This window comes from Enterobacter cloacae complex sp. HYC074_NIDB, from assembly GCF_056673345.1.
In genome coordinates, this window is the sequence record NZ_CP114214.1 from 4,614,724 (window position 1) to 4,636,277 (window position 21,554).

Annotated in this window: 19 protein-coding genes; 7 read left to right on the forward strand and 12 right to left on the reverse strand. The window is 56.9% G+C overall.

Translation table 11 applies throughout. The annotated features are described in order from the left end of the window. Positions 1 to 52 precede the first annotated feature (52 nt). A complete protein-coding gene (locus O1724_RS22385; RefSeq protein WP_015572767.1) occupies positions 53 to 415 on the forward strand; it encodes a YibL family ribosome-associated protein in 363 nt (120 codons plus the stop codon). 32 nt (positions 416 to 447) lie between these two features. Here O1724_RS22385 and O1724_RS22390 read toward each other — a convergent pair whose 3' ends face one another. The 4 genes from O1724_RS22390 to O1724_RS22405 are packed head-to-tail and all read right to left on the reverse strand — an operon-like array spanning position 448 to position 5,323. Then, positions 448 to 1,542 (reverse strand): fimbrial protein, encoded by a 1,095-nt coding sequence (locus O1724_RS22390; RefSeq protein WP_032608569.1) that lies wholly within the window; start codon positions 1,540 to 1,542, stop codon positions 448 to 450. Positions 1,543 to 1,551: 9 nt separating this feature from the next. After that, positions 1,552 to 4,032: a fimbria/pilus outer membrane usher protein gene (locus O1724_RS22395; RefSeq protein WP_126297346.1), complete on the reverse strand. Its 2,481-nt coding sequence runs from the start codon at positions 4,030 to 4,032 to the stop codon at positions 1,552 to 1,554. A gap of 4 nt (positions 4,033 to 4,036) precedes the next feature. Then, positions 4,037 to 4,711, reverse strand: coding sequence for a fimbrial biogenesis chaperone (locus tag O1724_RS22400; RefSeq protein ID WP_126297345.1), 675 nt, complete (start codon positions 4,709 to 4,711; stop codon positions 4,037 to 4,039). Positions 4,712 to 4,741: 30 nt separating this feature from the next. Then, entirely contained in the window at positions 4,742 to 5,323 is a 582-nt protein-coding gene (locus tag O1724_RS22405) for a fimbrial protein (protein WP_126297344.1), read from the reverse strand. A 1,099-nt stretch (positions 5,324 to 6,422) separates the two neighbouring features. On the opposite strand from O1724_RS22405, the gene lldP reads away from it, so the two are divergent. The 5 genes from lldP to trmL all read left to right on the forward strand — a co-directional run bounded on the left by lldP (position 6,423) and on the right by trmL (position 12,072). Further along, a complete protein-coding gene (lldP, locus tag O1724_RS22410) occupies positions 6,423 to 8,078 on the forward strand; it encodes an L-lactate permease (protein ID WP_003860175.1) in 1,656 nt (551 codons plus the stop codon). Beyond that, positions 8,075 to 8,848, forward strand: coding sequence for a transcriptional regulator LldR (gene lldR, locus O1724_RS22415; protein WP_006808630.1), 774 nt, complete (start codon positions 8,075 to 8,077; stop codon positions 8,846 to 8,848). Before lldP ends, lldR begins: the two co-directional genes overlap by 4 nt. Further along, entirely contained in the window at positions 8,845 to 10,032 is a 1,188-nt protein-coding gene (lldD, locus tag O1724_RS22420; RefSeq protein WP_006808631.1) for a quinone-dependent L-lactate dehydrogenase, read from the forward strand. The genes lldR and lldD overlap by 4 nt, the downstream gene beginning before the upstream one ends. Positions 10,033 to 10,212: 180 nt before the next feature. Beyond that, positions 10,213 to 11,553 carry an MFS transporter gene (locus O1724_RS22425; protein WP_022652049.1) on the forward strand — a complete coding sequence of 447 codons (1,341 nt, stop codon included), beginning with the start codon at positions 10,213 to 10,215 and terminating at the stop codon, positions 11,551 to 11,553. Between the two features lie 45 nt (positions 11,554 to 11,598). After that, positions 11,599 to 12,072: a tRNA (uridine(34)/cytosine(34)/5-carboxymethylaminomethyluridine(34)-2'-O)-methyltransferase TrmL gene (gene trmL, locus O1724_RS22430; protein WP_003860178.1), complete on the forward strand. Its 474-nt coding sequence runs from the start codon at positions 11,599 to 11,601 to the stop codon at positions 12,070 to 12,072. Between the two features lie 38 nt (positions 12,073 to 12,110). Here trmL and ilvC read toward each other — a convergent pair whose 3' ends face one another. Further along, the gene (ilvC, locus tag O1724_RS22435) at positions 12,111 to 13,586 is read right to left on the reverse strand and encodes a ketol-acid reductoisomerase (RefSeq protein WP_126297343.1); all 1,476 of its coding nucleotides are present in this window, start codon (positions 13,584 to 13,586) and stop codon (positions 12,111 to 12,113) included. Between the two features lie 281 nt (positions 13,587 to 13,867). On the opposite strand from ilvC, the gene ilvY reads away from it, so the two are divergent. Then, a complete protein-coding gene (gene ilvY, locus O1724_RS22440; protein WP_017693777.1) occupies positions 13,868 to 14,758 on the forward strand; it encodes an HTH-type transcriptional activator IlvY in 891 nt (296 codons plus the stop codon). Here ilvY and ilvA read toward each other — a convergent pair. The 7 genes from ilvA to ilvL all read right to left on the reverse strand — a co-directional run bounded on the left by ilvA (position 14,755) and on the right by ilvL (position 21,305). Beyond that, positions 14,755 to 16,299 carry a threonine ammonia-lyase, biosynthetic gene (ilvA, locus tag O1724_RS22445; RefSeq protein WP_032608562.1) on the reverse strand — a complete coding sequence of 515 codons (1,545 nt, stop codon included), beginning with the start codon at positions 16,297 to 16,299 and terminating at the stop codon, positions 14,755 to 14,757. The genes ilvY and ilvA overlap by 4 nt on opposite strands. A 2-nt stretch (positions 16,300 to 16,301) precedes the next feature. Further along, positions 16,302 to 18,152: a dihydroxy-acid dehydratase gene (gene ilvD / locus O1724_RS22450; RefSeq protein ID WP_008501574.1), complete on the reverse strand. Its 1,851-nt coding sequence runs from the start codon at positions 18,150 to 18,152 to the stop codon at positions 16,302 to 16,304. Between the two features lie 60 nt (positions 18,153 to 18,212). Continuing rightward, a complete protein-coding gene (ilvE, locus tag O1724_RS22455; RefSeq protein WP_003860182.1) occupies positions 18,213 to 19,142 on the reverse strand; it encodes a branched-chain-amino-acid transaminase in 930 nt (309 codons plus the stop codon). An 18-nt stretch (positions 19,143 to 19,160) separates the two neighbouring features. Next, positions 19,161 to 19,424 (reverse strand): acetolactate synthase 2 small subunit, encoded by a 264-nt coding sequence (gene ilvM / locus O1724_RS22460; protein ID WP_003860184.1) that lies wholly within the window; start codon positions 19,422 to 19,424, stop codon positions 19,161 to 19,163. Further along, the gene (gene ilvG / locus O1724_RS22465) at positions 19,421 to 21,067 is read right to left on the reverse strand and encodes an acetolactate synthase 2 catalytic subunit (protein ID WP_045897776.1); all 1,647 of its coding nucleotides are present in this window, start codon (positions 21,065 to 21,067) and stop codon (positions 19,421 to 19,423) included. Before ilvG ends, ilvM begins: the two co-directional genes overlap by 4 nt. A gap of 2 nt (positions 21,068 to 21,069) precedes the next feature. Further along, positions 21,070 to 21,120 carry a peptide IlvX gene (gene ilvX / locus O1724_RS22470; RefSeq protein ID WP_192930497.1) on the reverse strand — a complete coding sequence of 17 codons (51 nt, stop codon included), beginning with the start codon at positions 21,118 to 21,120 and terminating at the stop codon, positions 21,070 to 21,072. An 86-nt stretch (positions 21,121 to 21,206) separates the two neighbouring features. After that, entirely contained in the window at positions 21,207 to 21,305 is a 99-nt protein-coding gene (gene ilvL / locus O1724_RS22475; protein ID WP_001311244.1) for an ilv operon leader peptide, read from the reverse strand. Positions 21,306 to 21,554: the final 249 nt, after the last annotated feature.

Below are 21,554 nucleotides of genomic sequence, written 5' to 3' on the forward strand. Positions count from 1 at the left end.
ACATATTGGTGTATCCTTCCCTGTAAATTCCCCGTTTTCAGAGTTATTTGTCATGAAAGAAGTCGAAAAGAACGAAATTAAACGCCTGAGCGACCGTCTGGATCTGATCCGCCATCAGATGGCTGGCCTCTCCCTGGTCGATTCCGCCGAGAAATATGCCGAGCTGGAAAAAGAGTCCGTGAAGCTGGAGGCGGAAATTGAACGCCTGCGCGAAGTGAAAGGCCAGAAGCTGAGTAAAGAAGCGCAGAAGCTGATGAACATGCCGCATCGCCGCGCGATCACCAAAAAAGAGCAGGCCGACATGGGCAAGCTGAAGAAAAGCGTCCGTGGCCTGGTGGTGGTGCACCCGATGACTGAGCTTGGTCGCGAAATGGGCCTGAAAGAGATGACGGGTTTTTGTAAGACCGCGTTCTGATCGTCCTCCCCTGCCGCTGCGGCAGGGGAAACTCAGTTGTAAATCAGGTTAAACGTGGCCATCGCATCCGCTTTTCCCGCCGTCACGTTCGCTTCCGTCTGAATGTAATGCGCATCAAACCAGAAGGTTTGCGTCTGGTTATCCCCTACTTGCCCAAGCGCTGATACCTGCGGGGTGTTCCACGGTACCACCTGCCCCTGAACCGAACCGGTATTGTCACCGTAAAGTAGTTCGATCCCGACACCGCTGGCGCTATCCTCCTGCTTCGTCAACGCCAGCGCCCGATCGTTGCCCGGCGTGGTATCGCCAAAGAAACCCATCTTAACCGCCGTGTTATTTTCGCAAGTCACCGGAATGCTGAAGCGTCCGCCCCCGGCGCGGGAGCCGATGCCGTGAAATTCACGCTGGCTCACGCTCCCCATGGGAACAAGAATGCTGCGAGAGCCCACTGAACAGCTGGTACGCCTGACGGTGAAGCTGGCGAGATGAATCTGTACTGGTGTCGCCACGTTGGTGGCGCTGGCTTGATTTTCTCCCGCCTGCAATATCAGCGATCCGACATTTTGCTCCTGGGAGTTGGCGTTATCGTCAGGCATGGGGCTGGTCGTCGGGATTTTGTAAAACACCACCCAGAACTGCAATTTATACGTTGGGGCGCTGGCAAAGGCAGGATTCTGTGAGGCATCACAGATACGCCGGGACTCTTTGCCATTCACCTGACTTGTGCCGTCAATATAGCGTACCGCATCGGCGCCGCAGTACTGCTGTTCCCGGAACCCCAGCGCGTAGCCGATGCCGTCGATCTGAGTTTTATAGACGTGACGTGACGCGCCGTCTTCCCCCACCACGGTGCCGACGGGGTTATCCATGTCGACAAAGCCGATACTACGCCAGGCGTCATTCCCGCCATCACAGCTGTAGAAATCCGCCCCGGTAGACTGTATCGGCGCAGATATCGGCGTCCAGTCAGACGTGCCGGGCGCATACCCAATGGCATAAGGCACCTGAACGACCCACTGATCGCGCGTGGTGCGGCAGGTTGAAGTCTGGGCATGGGCATGAAAACTCAGCATGCCAAAAAGCGAAAGAAGGCTCAGATAGAAAAACCAGTGAATAAAACGACGCATGATATTCCTCTAATGGCACTCTACGGGCAGCGTGGCGATACCGGGGGCCATATGAGCTTTCCCCAGTCTGAAAGGTGTCTGGCATTGCTGCTGCTCCCCGTTTTCATACCAGGTGATGCGCAGGGTGCCGCGCTCGGGTACTCCGCTCAGGTAGGCCTGACCGCCGTCAGCGACCATGCTTCGGTTTGCAGAATGGCGGTTCTGCTCCACCACTTCAGCCTGCGCGCCAAACGGCAACGGTTCACCGTGGTAGCGCAGGGAAAACAGAACGCGATAACCAATGTGGGTTTTGTAATTGGCCAGCACCACCGCGCCGCTGGTGGGAATGAGCGTCAGACCGCTCTGCTCAACGTCGACGTTCTCACCCAGCGTCGCCGTATCAAGGCTGACGGTATTTTTGCGATACGCCGAGAGCGTTGGCATGACCGCATAGCCGCGGCTGTCGGTATGGATCCCGTTGTAACCCTCCGGCTCAACGTTCGCCGCACCGGGCACGCGCAGCAGGGCGACGGTATCGCCCAGCGGCTCGCTAAGCGTGACGCCATACTGCGTGGCGATAACGCCTCCGGCGAGTCCGAGGCTCGCGTTGCTACCGCTTCGGCTGTGGTCATAACCGAGGCTGACGTTGCCGTAGCCACCGTTGTATTGCAGCGCCAGGCTGGTACTGTCGGCTTGTCCCTCGCTGGCCTTACTCTGCTGAACGCTGTAATTAAGGTTGCGATTCGCCAGCGCGCTGCCGTTGAGAGACATCTGCTGCGTGGTCATTCCACGATTGTTGTGGTTGATGAAGTAACTGACCGAGCTGTCCGGTAACCAGTGGCCAAGCGGAACATTGACGTTAAACGACACGGTGCGATCGGGATGCTGCTCACGCGCTGAGTCGGTGTAGTCATATCCCGCGCCCCAGGAAATGCCCCGCCAGCTGGTGTACCAGCCAATGTGGATGGTTTTATCCTGCCCGGACGTATGCCAGTAATCCTGCATCCATGCCGAGACGCTGAGGCTGCCGAACTGACCCAGCGTCTGTGAAAAGGTGACCTGCGAGCGGCTACGGCGATTATTGAGTTGCAGCTGTTGGCTGTCAGACTGATTCAGTTCACTAAATTCATAGTAATTGCGCGAGGCATAGCGATAACTCGCCAGGTTGAAGGCGGTGCCGGTAGCGCTGAAATCTTTCTGATACTGAATGCGCCACGCCTGCCCTATCGCGTTTTTGCCGCCGGGTAAATGGCTTTTTGCCAGCGTATCGTCAATGCCCAGCGAGCCAAATGCGCCAAACCCTCTGCCTATGCCAATTGCACCGGCCTGGTAGTTGCTCGCCGTACGAAAGCCGCCATACACCGTCATCCTGGAGAGCAGACCGTAGAAAAAAGCGCCTTCAACAAACTCAGGCGAACGCGCATCGCCGGAACCGGAGTGAAATCGTCCTGCATTGAGACTGTATTTCAGGCTGCCCTGGCGTCGCATAAACGGCACCGCAGAATAGGGTTGGGTAAAGACGCGCGTTGAGCCGTCACTTTCCGTGACCGTAACCTGTAGATCGCCGCTTTGTGCGCCGGGGAACAGATCGTTAATGATAAATGGCCCGGCGGCCACCCAGGTTTCATAGATCACATAGCCATTTTGCGAAACGGAGACTTTAGCGAAGCTGTGTGCAACGCCGCGGATGGTTGGTGCGAAGCCGCGCTGGCTGTCGGGTAACATGCTCTCGCTGGACGAGAGCTGAACCCCGCGAAACGCCACGCTATCGAAGACGTCGCCTGCGGTCCAGGCATCGCCGATCCGTAGCTGGCTGTTAAGACGGCGAATATCCCGGCTCAGCCAGCTACTTTGCGACTGAAAATGGTTGCCGCCCGCGTCGCTGTGGCTCCAGGCCGAAGTGTTGCGCAACCGCCACGCCCCCAGATTGATACCGTTACGCAGGCTCAGATAGCTGGATGTCGTGACGCCACGCTGATGATGTGCCTGGCCGCCCGACAGACTGTAATCAGTAAAGGCCGCCGGGATACCATCGTCCCACTGCGACTGCGGCACGTAGCCACGGCTGCGGTGTTTCATCGCCGCCTGCGGCAGGCTGAGAAAGAGACGCTGCTGGTTGAAATCATAGGAGGTTCGCGCTGCCGGAATGAAATCCGCGAGGTGCGTGAACGTTTCTCCCTCCCGCAACCGGGAGAATGCAGGAATGGCCCCTACATTTACTCCAAGCGCTTCCAGCAGCGATACGCTAAAAACGGGTTGCAGGCTGCCTTTCTCATTGACGAAGGTGATCTCCTGATGCCGCTCCTCGCGTCCGTTAATCTCCAGCGTCACGAGCCAGGTGCCTGGCATCTGCCCGCCCTTTTCAGAGAAATAGTGCAGATCCGCCGTTTTCTGTTCAGTAGAGGAAAGCTCCAGCGCGGCGGGATCAAAGTAATCCTCGGCCATCCCCGCACGGCTGAAGCTAAGCAGCAACACTGAAAGCGGCGCGTAACGAAACAGGCGAAAAGGCATGATCTTAAAGAGGCTGGGTGTGGGTGGCGGTGATGGCACCAAAATCATTAATAGCCGACCAGCTTACGCCCCCGGAGGCGGACACAGGCCATTCACGGGTTTCCCCTGGACCGATCATGCCCGGCTGCTCAATTTTATGCCCGCCAACGGTCAGCCGATAAAAAGAGACGTAGTATGGCGTCGGGTTAGCGGCCTTAAGCCCTTTTCCCGTCCGCGAAAACGTTATTTTCTGCCAGGCAGTTGCAGCGTCCCCTTTCAGATTGTCCGGGCGGTAGAAAATTTTAAATTTCGATTTAACGTTAACTTGTAATTCGTTGCTGCTCTCTTTTGGCTTTGGCGCAATCGCTTTAATATCGAGCCAGAATACAGATTCACGATCTGTGGGCAGCGGAGCGCTGGTATATTGAATACGCAGCGTGTTGGTCTGCTCCGGATCAAGTCTGAACAGAGGTGGCGTGACAATAAATGGCGCAGCGTTATTTTTACCCTGCCCATCCCCTTCAACCCACGACTGAATAAGATAGGGAACCGCACTTTCCATATTAGAAACAGAAAATGCCACCTCCTTGCTGTGTTGTGGGTATACGATCCGTGTTCCCCCCATTACAACGCCAGCGGAAACTGACGCAGAACTAACCATTAATGCAGTGAGCATAATATACGATAAACGTTTCATCATTATTATCTCTGGAGGTGGCTGACAGTGAAATCAGTTATAAACCATCAGGAAGTTGGATACGGCGTTAACATCGCCGGCGTTGATTTCTGTGCCATCTTTGTCAAGTGCGGCATAGAAAGTTAATTCAGCATTGCCTTCATCATCCGGTGCGGTTGTTTCAGATACCGTACCCGGTTTAATCGCCGTGCTGCGATCGCTGTTATAAAGCTTCACGCCGACACCCGTCGCCATACCTTCACCTGGCGTAATCTGAAGCAGTGTGTCATTCACCGTATCTTTGGTTCCGTCGAACAGTACCGCAACCGATTCAACCGTCTCCGGGCAGTTTTCCACGTTGATTTTGAACTCGCGCGGCGTCGTTTCGTTGTGATCGTCAAAGTAGCTTTTTGCCCACGCCCCAAGGTCTACCGTTTTGTTTTTAGAGGCCGGAGTAATATCACAGGAAATAAGGGTAATCTTCCCGGTAAAATTGATCACCCCGCCCGTACTTTGCGAACCCGCACCGGTATCCAGAGAAGCATTAACGCCAGAATCACTGCTTGCCAGTACCGATTGAGAAGATAACAGCAGCCCCGCCGCGGCAATCGCCAGCGCCACATTTTTGATTTTCATTTGGAACACTTTCCCCTCTGTAAATTAAACAGATATAGACTTGTTGTACCAGGTACAATAACCGCTATAAGGATTTAAAAACGCCACCGAAAGGGTTTTAGCAGAATGGGTGACGCGACCTTATAGAATAAAGCAGGGTCCATCCCATGGTGATAATCCGTATATTTTCAGAAGGCCATACACAGATATCCTTCAACTGAGGAATGACTTCTGGCCGAAAATAACACTGAATACGTTGTGGTTAGTAATAAATTTTAAATCTTCTGTTACGTTGCTTCTGAATAAATAGTAAATCAAATGCCTTTTAACGTCTACGTATTGAAAAGTAATACGCCGCGCTTGTAAACATTCTGAAATTAACACTCAGCTAACAAATTTAACCCCTTTCCATTGCCCTAATAATTATTAATCTGCTTTTAATACCGCAACTAAATTACAAGAGAGTTAACTGATCATTGTTTGATCAATTTATTTCAGAATATTATTAGCCAAAAAATGTCACTTCAGCAAAAAATTCTTTCACTTTATCCTGAAAAATCACGGTTAAACAGGATATTTCCTTATCGATCAGCAATTGATCGTTTGTAATACACTGTTAAAATCTATATGTGAAATTTACCTTAATTAAAATTTTTTGCTACAGCTTCGATTTCGCATTTTTAACCAAAAAAATTTTTTATTTATAGGAAATATATCACTCTGATCACACATATACAGATTTTCAAAAACATAAATAAAACAAACAAACCTCATTTGATTCACGCAATATTATCACATACCCATTTTATTCAACCTCTTTTACGCGCCGTATCTGCTCAAAAGGCGAATGTAATCCCCTCCACCTGACTACCGCTCCCAACGCACGCGGTGAGTTGAACTTGCGGTTTTGGTCCTACCAATCATGCGTAAAGCTATCCATCGTTCACAGTTTCGATGCTCCACTTCACAAAAGCATTGCTGAATAGCAACACTTGGTTAACCATTTATTGCCATTAACCCTACATCACAATATTGGAAGGACCACTTTTACACTAAGTGTGACGCTGAGATGAGCAGAGACTCACCCGACGAACACCCGTGTGGTCCTCAGGAGACCTGCATGAGCCTCTGGCAACAAAACTACGATCCGGCCGGGAATATCTGGCTGTCGAGCCTGATCGCATCGCTACCGATCCTGTTCTTCTTCTTTGCGCTGATAAAGCTCAAGCTGAAGGGCTACCTTGCCGCAACGTACACCGTTGCCATCGCCCTGCTGGTGGCGCTGTTCTTCTATAAAATGCCGGTCGATCGCGCGCTGGCCTCCGTGGTGTATGGTTTCTTCTACGGCCTGTGGCCGATTGCGTGGATCATCATCGCCGCTGTCTTTGTCTACAAAATCTCGGTGAAAACCGGGCAGTTCGACATTATTCGCTCGTCGATTCTCTCTATTACACCGGACCAGCGTTTACAGATGCTGATTGTCGGTTTCTCCTTCGGGGCGTTCCTTGAAGGGGCGGCAGGATTCGGCGCGCCGGTGGCGATCACCGCCGCTCTGCTGGTCGGGCTGGGCTTTAATCCGCTGTATGCCGCTGGCCTGTGCCTGATTGTGAACACCGCCCCGGTGGCGTTTGGCGCGATGGGCATTCCGATTCTGGTGGCGGGCCAAGTGACCGGGCTGGACAGCTTCGAGATCGGCCAGATGGTGGGCCGCCAGCTGCCGTTCCTGACCATTATCGTGCTGTTCTGGATCATGGCGATTATGGACGGCTGGCGCGGCGTGAAGGAGACCTGGCCTGCGGTGATGGTAGCGGGCGGTTCGTTCGCCATTGCCCAGTATCTCAGCTCCAACTTCCTCGGCCCGGAACTGCCGGACATCATCTCTTCCCTGGTGTCGCTGGTCTGCCTGACGCTGTTCCTGAAACGCTGGCAGCCGGTACGTATCTTCCGCTTTGCTGACATGGGCGCATCGCACGTGGATCAGACGCTGGCGCGCACCGGCTATACCGCCGGACAGATTGTGCGCGCGTGGTCACCGTTCCTGTTCCTGACCGCCACCGTGACGCTGTGGAGCATTCCGCCGTTTAAAGCCCTGTTCGCCCCGGGCGGCGCGCTGTACGACATGGTGATTAATATCTCCGTGCCGTTCCTCGACAAAATGGTCGCCCGTATGCCGCCGGTGGTGCACGACGCCACGCCGTATGCGGCAGTGTTTAAGTTCGACTGGTTCTCAGCCACCGGTACGGCCATCCTGTTTGCCGCTATCCTTTCCGTTGTGTGGCTGCGCATGAAGCCTGCCGCCGCGGTACAGACCTTTGCGGCGACGATTAAAGAGCTGATGCTGCCGATTTACTCCATCGGCATGGTGCTGGCGTTCGCGTTTATTTCGAATTACTCCGGCCTGTCGTCGACGCTGGCGTTAGCGCTGGCGCATACCGGCCACGCGTTTACCTTCTTCTCGCCGTTCCTCGGCTGGCTGGGGGTGTTCCTGACCGGTTCAGATACGTCATCTAACGCCCTGTTTGCTGCCCTACAGGCCACGGCCGCGCAGCAGATTGGCGTCTCGGACGTGCTGCTGGTCGCCGCGAACACCACCGGCGGCGTGACCGGGAAGATGATCTCGCCGCAGTCCATCGCCATTGCCTGTGCTGCGGTGGGGCTGGTAGGCAAAGAGTCGGATCTGTTCCGCTTTACCGTTAAACACAGCCTGATATTTACCTGCATGGTGGGCGTGATCACCACATTGCAGGCCTATGTCTTAACCTGGATGATTCCATGATAGTGATGCCCAGACGCCTGTCCGACGAGATTGCCACTCGCGTACGGGCGCTGATAGAAGAACAACAGCTGGAAGCGGGCATGAGATTGCCCGCCGAGCGTCAGCTTGCCGCTCAGCTTGGCGTGTCGCGCAACTCACTGCGCGAGGCGCTGGCGACGCTGGTTAGTGAAGGGGTGCTGCTGAGCCGTCGCGGCGGCGGCACCTTCGTGCGCTGGCAGCATGACGACTGGTCCGAACAAAACATCGTGCAGCCGCTGAAGACGCTGATGGAAAACGACCCGGACTACAGCTTCGACATCCTCGAAGCGCGTCACGCCATCGAAACCAGCACCGCGTGGCACGCGGCGATGCGGGCAACCGACGCCGACAAAGAGAAGCTCAAAGCCTGTTTTGAAGCCACGCAAAGCAGCGACCCGGACATCGCCTCCCAGGCGGACGTGCGGTTCCATCTGGCGATTGCCGAGGCCTCGCACAACGTGGTGCTGCTGCAAACCATGCGCGGGTTCTTCGACCTGCTGCAATCCTCCGTGAAGCAGAGCCGCCAGCGCATGTATCTGGTGCCGCCGGTGTTTGCCCAGCTGACCGAACAGCACGAGGCGGTGCTCAACGCCATTCTGGCCGGAGATGCCGAGGCCGCGCGTAAGGCGATGATGGCGCATCTCGGCTTCGTGCATACCACCATTAAACGATTCGATGAAGATCAGGCCCGACAGGCGCGTATTACCCGTCTGCCTGGCGAGAGTGATATTTCCAGGGAGAACAAAGCATGATTATTTCAGCAGCCAGTGACTATCGCGCCGCGGCGCAGCGCATTTTGCCCCCGTTCCTGTTCCACTATATCGACGGCGGGGCCTATGCCGAATATACCCTGCGCCGTAACGTGGAGGATCTGTCGGAAGTGGCCCTGCGCCAGCGCGTGCTGAAAAATATGTCTGACCTGAGCCTTGAGACGAAGCTGTTTAACGAGACGCTCTCCATGCCGGTAGCGCTCGCACCTGTCGGTTTATGTGGCATGTATGCCCGTCGCGGTGAAGTGCAGGCCGCCGCCGCCGCAGATGCCAAAGGCATTCCGTTTACCCTTTCCACCGTGTCCGTCTGCCCGATTGAAGAAGTCGCCCCGACCATCAAGCGCCCGATGTGGTTCCAGCTGTACGTCCTGCGCGATCGCGGTTTTATGCGCAACGCGCTGGAGCGCGCCAAAGCGGCGGGCTGCTCAACGCTGGTCTTTACCGTCGACATGCCGACCCCCGGCGCGCGCTACCGCGACGCCCACTCCGGCATGAGCGGCCCTAACGCGGCCCTGCGCCGTTACTGGCAGGCGGTGACGCACCCGCAGTGGGCGTGGGATGTCGGGTTGAACGGCCGTCCGCACGATCTGGGCAATATTTCGGCCTACCTCGGTAAACCGACCGGGCTGGAGGACTACATTGGCTGGCTGGCGAACAATTTCGATCCGTCGATCTCCTGGAAAGACCTGGAGTGGATCCGCGAATTCTGGGACGGCCCGATGGTGATCAAAGGGATCCTCGACCCGGAAGATGCCCGCGACGCGGTGCGTTTTGGCGCCGATGGGATCGTGGTCTCTAACCATGGTGGCCGCCAGCTTGATGGGGTGCTCTCCTCCGCCCGCGCCCTGCCGGCCATTGCCGATGCGGTGAAAGGCGATATTGCGATCCTGGCCGATAGCGGCATCCGTAACGGGCTGGACGTGGTGCGCATGATTGCGCTCGGCGCCGACAGCGTGCTGCTGGGCCGTGCTTACCTGTACGCGCTGGCCACCAGCGGCCAGGCGGGCGTGGCGAATCTGCTGAACCTGATCGAGAAAGAGATGAAAGTAGCGATGACCCTGACCGGGGCGAAGTCGATTAGCGAAATCAGCAAAGACTCTCTGGTGCAGGAGCTCAGTAAGCTGCCTGCGGCGCTGGCCCCTCTTTCTCAGGGAAACGCGGCCTGATCTCCCCCGGTTAGCCTCCCCTTCTTCCGCGCCCGACTTTCCCCTCGGGCGCTTTTTTTGTCGAAAATAACACCTGCGTAACATTCTTGATAAGAAAATTTGACACACCCCGCCCCTCCGCAATTGTATAGACAAGCAAATACAAGAACACAAAAACAACATCACATCGGAGGGGAACGTATGACGTATTCAGGTCGGGTGGATATTCAGCAGGTGATCGATGAAAGTCCTTTTTCAGGGTTTCACTGGCTTCTTATTGTGCTGGGCTTTCTGGTGCTGGCGATCGATGGGTTTGATACCGCAGCGATGGGTTACATTGCGCCTACGCTGTCGACGGAGTGGGGAATACATAAACAGGATCTGGGGCCGGTGCTGAGTGCGGCGCTGCTGGGGCTGTCGCTGGGAGCCCTGATTGCAGGTCCGGTATCGGACCGGATGGGACGCAAGCGCGTGCTGGTCTTTTCGTGTCTGTTCTTCGGCCTGGCGAGCCTGGGCACGGCCTGGGCGCAAAGTCTGAATACCCTGACGCTATGGCGATTTCTGACCGGTCTCGGGCTGGGCGCCGCGATGCCTAACGCCATCACGCTGATCTCAGAGTTTGCCCCCCAGCGCTGCCGCGCCATGGCAATTAACACCATGTACTGCGGCTTTCCGCTGGGTGCGGCGGGCGGCGGGGCGATCTCGTCCTGGCTTATCCCTCACCATGGCTGGCGAAGCGTGCTGCTGACCGGCGCGATTGCGCCGCTGATTTTAACGGTGCTGCTGGCGCTGCTGTTGCCGGAGTCGGTGAAGTTTCTGGTGCAGCGCGGGAAAGACATCGCCCAGGTTCGCCGCATCGCCAGCCGGTTCGCCCGCAGCACGCTGGATAGCGTCACGGGCTTTTTCCTGACAGAGGAGAAAGTCGCGTCGAAAAAAGGCAGCGTGTCGCAGCTGTTTTCCATGCCCTGGCTACCCGGCACCCTGATGCTGTGGGTCACCTACTTTATGGGACTGGTGATTTATTACGTCCTGCTGAGCTGGATGCCGACGCTGATGCAGGGGATGGGGTATGCGCTGGCGGAATCCGCCTGGCTCACCTCGCTGTTCACCTTCGGCGGCACCGCTGGCATTTTGCTCGCGGGCTGGATGATGGATCGCTGGGAAGCGCACAAGGTGGTCGCGTGTGGTTTCGTGCTGACGATGGGCCTGATTCTTTTACTCGGCATTGAGCATAACCATATCGCCCTGTTTGGCGGGTTAATTTTCCTGATGGGGATCGCGATGAACGGCGCGCAGTCGGGCATGCAGACCCTGGCCGCCACCTTTTACCCTACCGAGTGCCGCGCGACGGGTATCGCCTGGATGCAGGGGATCGGCCGCTTCGGCGGCGTGGCGGGCACCATGACCAGCGCCCAGCTTCTTTCCATGCAGTGGCAGGCAGACAGTATTTTAATGATCCTCAGCGTGCCTGCTCTCGTGGCCGCGGCGGCAACCGTCTACAAAATGCTGTATAGCCGCGCGCAGGAGCCGGGCGTCGCCTAGTCCCTCTCTTTTCTGCTATTCTGCCCCCGCAATTAAGGGGGCAGCATGCTTAACATCGTCTTATTCGAACCAGAAATTCCGCCGAACACCGGCAATATTATCCGCCTGTGCGCCAACACCGGTTTTCGTCTGCACATCATTGAGCCGATGGGCTTTACGTGGGACGACAAACGTCTGCGCCGCGCGGGGCTGGACTACCATGAGTTTACCGCCGTCGTTCGTCATCACGATTACGCCGCGTTTCTGGGATCCGAAAAACCACAGCGCATGTTCGCCCTGACCACCAAAGGCACGCCAGCGCACAGCGCCGTAAGCTATCAGGACGGGGATTATCTGATGTTTGGTCCGGAAACCCGCGGCCTGCCGGCCACCATTCTGGATGCCCTGCCAGCCGAGCAGAAAATTCGTATTCCGATGATGCCGGACAGCCGCAGCATGAACCTGTCGAATGCGGTGTCGGTGGTGGTGTATGAGGCGTGGCGCCAGCTGGGTTATCCCGGCGCGATACTGCGTAGCTAAAACAGTTCGGGTGGCTTGCGCCACCCGATTCATCGTGTTTAGCCTGCTACCGCGATACGTTTCATATCGGTCATGTAGCCACGCAGTTTCTGGCCCACTTTCTCGATTTCGTGGCTGCGGATCGCTTCGTTAACGTCACGCAGCTGCGCGTTATCAACCGCACCTTCCGCAATCGCCTGGCCCAGATCGCCCGCTTGCAGGGTGGTCATGAACTCTTTCAGCAGCGGTACGCAGGCGTAAGAGAACAGGTAGTTACCGTACTCGGCGGTATCGGAGATCACCACGTTCATCTCATACAGACGCTTACGGGCGATGGTGTTTGCGATCAGCGGCAGCTCGTGCAGCGATTCGTAGTACGCAGACTCTTCAATGATGCCGGAATCCACCATGGTTTCGAACGCCAGCTCAACGCCTGCTTTCACCATCGCGATCATCAGGACGCCTTTATCGAAGTACTCCTGCTCGCCGATTTTACCTTCATACTGTGGCGCGGTTTCGAACGCGGTTTTACCGGTCTCTTCACGCCAGGTCAGCAGTTTCTTATCGTCGTTCGCCCAGTCTGCCATCATGCCGGAGGAGAACTCGCCGGAGATGATGTCGTCCATATGTTTCTGGAACAGCGGCGCCATGATGGTTTTCAGCTGTTCAGAGAGTGCGAACGCGCGCAGTTTTGCCGGGTTGGACAGACGGTCCATCATCAGCGTAATGCCGCCCTGCTTCAGCGCTTCGGTGATGGTTTCCCAGCCGAACTGAATCAGTTTTTCCGCGTATGCCGGATCGGTGCCTTCTTCCACCAGCTTGTCGAAGCACAGCAGAGAGCCAGCCTGGAGCATGCCGCACAGGATAGTCTGCTCGCCCATCAGGTCAGATTTCACTTCCGCAACGAAGGAAGATTCCAGCACGCCCGCACGATGGCCGCCAGTGGCCGCAGCCCAGGCTTTGGCAATCGCCATGCCCTCGCCTTTCGGATCGTTTTCCGGGTGAACGGCGATCAGCGTCGGTACGCCGAAGCCACGTTTGTACTCTTCGCGCACTTCGGTGCCCGGGCACTTCGGTGCCACCATCACCACGGTGGTGTCTTTACGGATCTGCTCGCCCACTTCAACGATGTTGAAGCCGTGGGAGTAACCCAGCGCGGCGCCGTCTTTCATCAGCGGCTGTACGGAACGCACAACGTCAGAGTGCTGCTTGTCCGGCGTCAGGTTAACCACCAGATCCGCCTGCGGGATCAGCTCTTCGTAGGTGCCCACTTTGAAGCCGTTTTCGGTCGCTTTACGCCATGAAGCGCGCTTCTCGGCAATCGCTTCTTTGCGCAGGGCGTAGGAGATATCCAGCCCGGAGTCACGCATGTTCAGGCCCTGGTTCAGACCCTGTGCGCCACAGCCGACAATGACCACTTTTTTACCCTGAAGGTAGCTCGCGCCATCAGCAAATTCATCGCGCGCCATGAAGCGGCATTTGCCCAGCTGCGCCAGCTGCTGGCGCAAGTTCAGTGTATTAAAGTAGTTAGCCATGGGTGATACCTCGTGATGTTGTGTTGTTTATTACTCTATGGATTTCACGTTTTAGGAAGGCGTCAAGTCTGCGAACCCCCAGGAGCTTACTCTGGTAAGTGACTGGGGTGAGTTGACGCAGACAACGCACCTACAACGTGAAAGACGACGAGTAATTTATTGTTCGGTTCGCCTTTCAGCGACAATGTACCCACATTACAACAGGAAATTTATTGCGGAAATTGATATATTCACAACGTCATATTGCAATTTATGCAATGTAAAAAGAGGGAGTGGAATCGGTGGATTTACGCGATCTGAAAATGTTCCTGCACCTGGCGGAAAGCCGTCACTTTGGCCGCAGCGCCCGGGCGATGCACGTCAGCCCCTCCACGCTGTCGCGCCAGATCCAGCGCCTTGAGGAAGACCTCGGCCAGCCGCTGTTCGTGCGCGATAACCGCACCGTCACGCTGACGGAAGCAGGTGAAGAGCTGCGCATCTTTGCTCAGCAGACGTTATTACAGTATCAGCAGCTGCGGCACACCATCGACCAGCAGGGGCCATCGCTTTCCGGCGAGCTGCATATTTTCTGTTCCGTGACCGCTGCCTACAGCCATCTTCCCCCCATTCTCGACCGCTTCCGCGCGGAACATCCGTCGGTTGAAATTAAGCTCACCACCGGCGATGCCGCCGACGCGATGGAAAAAGTGGTTACGGGCGAAGCGGATCTGGCGATTGCCGGAAAACCTGAAACGCTGCCGGGGGCGGTGGCGTTCTCGATGCTGGAGAATCTGGCGGTAGTGCTGATTGCCCCGGCGCTGCCCTGCCCGGTGCGCAACCAGGTTTCGGTGGAGAAACCGGACTGGTCCACGGTGCCGTTTATCATGGCCGATCAGGGGCCGGTGCGCCGCCGCATTGAGCTGTGGTTCCGCCGCCAGAAGATCAGTAACCCGTCGATTTACGCCACGGTCGGCGGCCATGAGGCGATGGTGTCGATGGTGGCGCTTGGCTGCGGCGTGGCGCTGCTGCCGGAAGTGGTGCTGGAAAACAGCCCGGAACCGGTGCGCAACCGCGTGATGATTCTGGAGCGCAGCGACGAGAAGACGCCGTTTGAGCTGGGCGTGTGCGCACAAAAAAAGCGGCTGCATGAGCCGCTTATTGATGCGTTCTGGACGATATTGCCGAACCACTAACCAGCCAGAAAGAACCTGAAAGCCGGGTTATGGGTTTCGTCATGACATTCATAGCCCAGTTCGTTCAGGCGCGTTTCGAAATCCGGCTCGTGCTCGCCCAGTTCGAACGCCGCCAGCACGCGCCCGTAGTCGGTGCCGTGGCTGCGGTAGTGGAACAGGGAGATGTTCCAGTGCGTGCCGAGCGTGTGCAGGAACTTGAGCAGCGCGCCCGGTGATTCCGGGAACTCGAAGCTGAACAGGCGTTCCTTTAGCGGCTTGGAAGGACGGCCGCCGACCATGTAACGCACGTGCAGCTTCGCCATCTCATCGTCAGAGAGATCGACCACGCTGTAGCCGCCGTCGTGCAGCAGGCTGAGGATCTCTTTGCGCTCCTCCACGCCACGGCTCAGACGCACGCCGACAAAAATGCAGGCATCTTTGGCGTCGGCAAAGCGGTAGTTGAACTCCGTTACCGAACGGCCGCCCAGCAGCTGGCAGAACTTCAGGAAGCTGCCCTTCTCTTCCGGAATGGTCACCGCCAGCAGGGCTTCACGCTGTTCGCCGAGCTCGCAGCGCTCGGACACGTAACGCAGGCCGTGGAAGTTCACATTGGCACCGGAAAGCACGTGCGCCAGACGCTCGCCGCGGATATTGTGCTGGGCGATGTATTTCTTCATCCCCGCCAGCGCCAGCGCGCCGGAGGGTTCCGCCACCGCACGCACGTCTTCGAACAGATCTTTCATCGCCGCGCAGATAGCGTCGCTGTCGACGGTGACGATATCGTCGAGATACTCCTGGCACAGGCGGAACGTTTCGTCGCCAATGCGCTTCACCGCCACGCCCTCGGCGAACAGCCCGACGCGCGGCAGATCTACCGGATGTCCCGCGTCCAGCGCCGCCTTCAGGCAGGCAGAGTCTTCCGCTTCAACCGCAATCACTTTGATCTGCGGCATCAGCTGTTTGATCAGCACCGCCACACCTGCGGCTAAGCCACCGCCGCCCACCGGGACGAAAACGCGGTCGAGATGGGCGTCCTGCTGCAACAGCTCCAGCGCCAGCGTACCCTGCCCGGCAATCACCATCGGGTGATCGAACGGCGGCACCCAGGTGAAGCCCTGCTGCTGCGCCAGCTCAATCGCTTTGGCTTTGGCTTCGTCAAAGTTAGCGCCGTGAAGCAGCACTTCTCCGCCGAAACCGCGCACCGCGTCGACCTTGATGTCTGCGGTAGCAACCGGCATCACGATCAGCGCCTTCAGCCCCAGACGCGCCGAGGAAAACGCCACGCCCTGCGCGTGGTTGCCCGCCGACGCGGTAATCACCCCGCGCGCTTTCTGCTCGTCCGTCAGCCCGGCCATCATCGCGTAGGCTCCGCGCAGCTTGAAGCTGTGCACCGGCTGCCTGTCTTCACGCTTCACCAGAATGACGTTGTCGAGGCGCGAGGAGAGTTTTTCCATTTTTTGCAGGGGCGTGACCTGCACGGCTTCATAGACCGGCGCGCGTAGCACCGCTCTCAGGTATTCCGCCCCCTCCGGGGCGGCGGATAAGGGTTGTGACTCGGCCATCGTTAGCCCCCCAGTTTAGATTTATCGCGCACCGCGCCTTTATCTGCACTGGTTGCAAGGCTCGCGTAGGCGCGCAGGGCGAAGGAGACTTCGCGCTGGCGATCTTTCGGCGTCCAGGCTTTGTCGCCGCGGGCTTCCTGCGCTTCACGACGGGCCGCAATCTCCTGGTCACTCAGCTTCAGCTGAATGCCGCGGTTCGGAATGTCGATTTCGATCAGGTCGCCATCTTCGATGATCGCGATGTTGCCTCCGCTTGCCGCTTCCGGGGAGACGTGACCAATGGAGAGGCCTGACGTGCCGCCAGAGAAACGACCATCGGTGATCAGCGCGCAGGCTTTGCCGAGGCCCATCGATTTCAGGAAGGTGGTCGGGTAGAGCATCTCCTGCATGCCGGGACCGCCTTTCGGTCCTTCGTAGCGAATGACCACCACGTCGCCTTCTACCACTTTGCCACCGAGGATGGCGTCTACCGCTTCGTCCTGGCTTTCATACACTTTTGCCGGACCGGTGAATTTCAGGATGCTGTCGTCCACGCCAGCGGTTTTCACGATACAGCCATTTTCCGCAAAGTTACCGTACAGCACGGCCAGGCCGCCGTCTTTGCTATAGGCATGTTCCAGCGAGCGAATGCAGCCTTCGGCGCGATCGTCATCAAGCGTGTCCCAACGGCAATCCTGCGAGAACGCCTGGGTGGTACGGATGCCCGCCGGACCGGCGCGATACATGTTTTTCACCGCGTCGTCTTTGGTCAGCATCACGTCGTACTGCTCCAGCGACTCCGGCAGCGTCAGGCCGAGCACGTTTTTCACGTCGCGGTTAAGCAGCCCGGCGCGATCCAGCTCGCCGAGAATACCAATCACACCACCCGCACGGTGGACATCTTCCATGTGGTACTTCTGGGTACTCGGCGCGACTTTACACAGCTGCGGCACTTTGCGGGAGAGCTTGTCGATGTCGCTCATGGTGAAGTCGATTTCAGCTTCCTGCGCGGCGGCCAGCAGGTGGAGAACGGTGTTGGTGGAGCCGCCCATGGCGATATCCAGCGTCATGGCGTTTTCGAACGCCGCTTTACTGGCGATGTTGCGCGGCAGCGCGCTGGCATCGTCCTGCTCGTAGTAGCGTTTGGTCAGCTCAACGATGCGCTTGCCCGCGTTAAGGAACAGCTGTTTACGGTCGGCGTGGGTCGCCAGCAGCGAGCCGTTGCCCGGCTGAGAAAGGCCCAGCGCTTCGGTCAGGCAGTTCATGGAGTTGGCGGTGAACATCCCGGAACAGGAGCCGCAGGTCGGGCACGCGGAGCGTTCCACCTGGTCGCTCTGCTCGTCAGAGACTTTCGGGTCCGCGCCCTGGATCATCGCATCGACCAGGTCGAGCTTGATGATTTTGTCGGAGAGCTTGGTTTTCCCCGCTTCCATTGGGCCACCAGAGACGAAGATCACCGGAATGTTCAGGCGCAGGGAAGCCATCAGCATCCCCGGGGTGATTTTGTCGCAGTTGGAGATACAGACCATCGCATCGGCGCAGTGGGCATTAACCATGTACTCCACCGAGTCGGCGATCAGCTCGCGCGACGGCAGTGAATAGAGCATTCCCCCGTGGCCCATTGCGATACCGTCATCCACCGCAATGGTGTTGAACTCTTTCGCCACGCCGCCGGAGGCTTCGATTTGCTCGGCAACCAGCTTACCGAGATCGCGCAGGTGCACGTGGCCCGGCACAAACTGGGTGAAGGAGTTCACCACGGCGATAATTGGCTTGCCGAAATCGGCGTCGGTCATTCCGGTGGCGCGCCACAGTGCGCGGGCACCCGCCATATTACGGCCGTGGGTGGTGGTGGCTGAACGATACTTAGGCATGCTTTATTTACTCCCGTCTGACTATTTAATGGGACGGTGCGTGCCGTCCCAAATTTATATTTAGTGATTAACCTGATCCAACCAGCCGTATTTGTCTTCTGTTTCGCCGGTGAACAGGCCGAAGAAGGCTTGCTGAATGCGTTTGGTGACCGGGCCACAGCGGCCTTCGCCCACCTGAATGCCGTCTACGCTACGCACCGGCGTAATTTCAGCCGCGGTACCGGACATGAACACTTCGTCAGCCAGGTACAGGGATTCGCGGGACAGTACCTGCTCGCGCACTTCGATACCCAGATCTTTTGCCAGCTTGATGATGGCGTCGCGGGTGATGCCCGGCAGCGCGGACGAAGTGAACGGCGGGGTGAACAGAATGCCGTCTTTCACTTCAAACAGGTTTTCGCCCGCACCTTCGGAGATGTAGCCATTCACATCCAGCGCGATACCTTCCTGATAGCCGTGACGGCGCGCTTCGCTGCCGACCAGCAGTGAGGAAAGGTAGTTACCGCCCGCTTTAGCCGCAGTCGGGATAGTGTTTGGCGCCACGCGGTTCCAGGAAGAAACCATTGCGTCGATCCCCTGATCCAGTGCTTCCGCGCCCAGGTAGGCGCCCCACGGGAACGCAGCAATAATCACATCGGTGTTATAGCCAGCGGGCGGGTTGACGCCCATGCCGACATCACCCACGAAGACCAGCGGACGAATATAGGCGCTGGTCAGTTTGTTCTGGCGAATCACCTCGCGGCAGGCTTCCATCAACTCATCAACGCTTTGGGAGACCGGGAAACGATAAATTTTGGCTGAGTCATGCAGACGCTGCATGTGTTCACGGTGGCGGAACACCACTGGTCCTTTGTGAGAGTCGTAGCAACGGATCCCTTCAAACACGGAGGTGCCGTAGTGCAGCGCGTGGGACATCACGTGAACTTTCGCGTCTTCCCAGCGAACCATCTCACCATTGAACCAAATGTAATCAGCTTTTTTTGTCGTCATTTTTTCGTCCTGTCACGCTTAAGCGCGGATTTGTTGTGATGTGGTTGTGCTCTGGCAGATGGCAACATGGGCAACGTCTACCAGTTTTGATAACTGACTAAACAGTAAGTCGACCGGCCGCGGGCTGGCAACGGTTAATTCGATACTGATGTTTTGCGCGTCGGTGGCCGTTTCCATATTCATAGAGCAAATCTGAAAACCACGATGACGCACCACACGCAAAACGCGTTCTAACGTTTCCGGGTTGAAGCGAGCCTGCACGGCGACCTGATGTTGCATCATGATAATTTCTCCAGCATTTGTGAGTTACTGGCACCGGGCGGTACCAACGGCCAGACGTTCTCAAGCTCATCGATTGAGACATGAAGCAGGTATGGCCCTTCGCTTGACAGCATGGTGTCGAGTGCCGCTTCAACCTGGTCTTTACGGGTGATGCGCTGGCCAGGAATGCCGAAGGCGCTGGCCAGGGTGAGGAAATCGGGGTTATCGGTCAGGGTGGTTTCACTGTAACGTTCCTGGAAGAACAGCTGTTGCCACTGGCGAACCATCCCTAAACGCTGGTTATCGAGCAACACGATCTTCAGCGGTAACTGCTTGCGCTTCACGGTGCCGAGCTCCTGAACGTTCATCATGAAGGAGCCGTCACCGGAGATACAGATAACGGTATCGTTCGGGCGGGCAACCTGTGCACCAACGGCGGCTGGCAGACCGAAGCCCATCGTCCCTAACCCGCTGGACGTGATGAAGTTTTCCGGACGGGTGTAGGTCATGTGCTGGGCAGACCACATCTGATGCTGGCCGACATCGGTCGTCACCACGCTGTCGGCGGGCTTACGGTCGGACAACTGCTTCAACAGCAGCGGCGCGTAGATGGCCTCGCCGGGGTGGTCGTAACGCCAGGCGTGTTCAGCGCGCATATCGGCGGTGTGCTGACGCCATGGGTTAATATCCAGCGGCTGCTCCAGGGCCGGTAACAGCGCGTTAAGATCGCCCTGCAACGCGACATGCGCCTGACGCAGTTTGTTCATCTCCGCCGGGTCGATGTCCATATGGATCACTTTGGCGTTTGGCGCGAAGGTGTTCAGCTTGCCGGTGACGCGGTCGTCAAAACGGGCGCCGACGGCGATGAGCAGGTCACACTCCTGCACCGCCAGGTTTGCCGCTTTGGTACCATGCATCCCCAGCATGCCCAGATAGTAGGGGTAATCAGCATCTACCGCACCCAACCCTTTCAGCGTGCAGGTGGCAGGCATTTGCGTTGCCGCGATAAATTCGCGCAGTGCAGGAACCGCCTGCGCCATACATACGCCACCACCAACGTACAGCATCGGTTGTTTGGCCTGCGCTATCATCTGACGCGCCTCTTCCACCTCTGCATGCGGGAATGCATCATCGCTTTTCACGGTAGAGAAATGCGGTTCCAGATCGCCGAGTGCAACCTGGATATCTTTCGGGATATCAACCAGAACCGGGCCAGGACGGCCAGAGCTGGCAACCTCGAACGCTTCGGCCATCACCCGCGGCAGCTCTTCGAGAGACTGAACGAGGAAGCTGTGTTTGGTGCAGGCCAGCGATAAACCGAGCACATCCACTTCCTGGAAGGCATCGGTGCCGATGAACGGAGAGGCAACCTGTCCGGTGATGGCAACAACGGGAACAGAATCCAGCAGTGCATCAGCCAGACCGGTGATCAGGTTCGTTGCGCCCGGACCTGAGGTCGCCATACAGACACCGGTTTTACCGGTGGCACGGGCATAACCGATGGCGGCCATCGCTGCGCCCTGCTCGTGTCGGCACAACAGGTGCTCCACGCCGCCGTCATACAGTGCATCGTAAATCGGCATAATTGCGCCACCCGGATAACCGAATACTGTCTCGACTCCCTGCGCGCGCAACGCATGTACTACCCACTGTGCCCCATTCATAGTTAGTTCCCCGTCATAAATCGGGAGAAACAGAATTTTGTGCTACTTGTCATTCTCTGCTCCTCATTTACGTTTTTTAGTCATAAAAAAACCCCCGGACCTTTCGGTGCGGGGGTCTTAGTTCGTTAAGGCTTGATTTCTAAGCCTTTCCTCGTCCAAGTGCAGCCCCGCACGGTGGGATAATAATCACCACCACGCTAATCACGACCAGGCTAATCACTCGTAGAAGGGCTGTCATTTTCAGTTCTTTTTGCATCTTGTTCGAAGGAATACCTAAAGAGTTACCACAGATATTTCATCTGACACAAGATTTTTTTATGACCTATTTCTGTAGCAGGCGAACTATTTCTTTCAAAATCGTTGTTTTATATAGGGAAAAAATAGAAATGAAGATTTTTCATTTTTTTTGTCCTGTTTCATCAGGCAAGGCGCGCATGATTCCTTTTCTGCGAGGCCGATTCCACCGACATGTAATGATTACATTTAG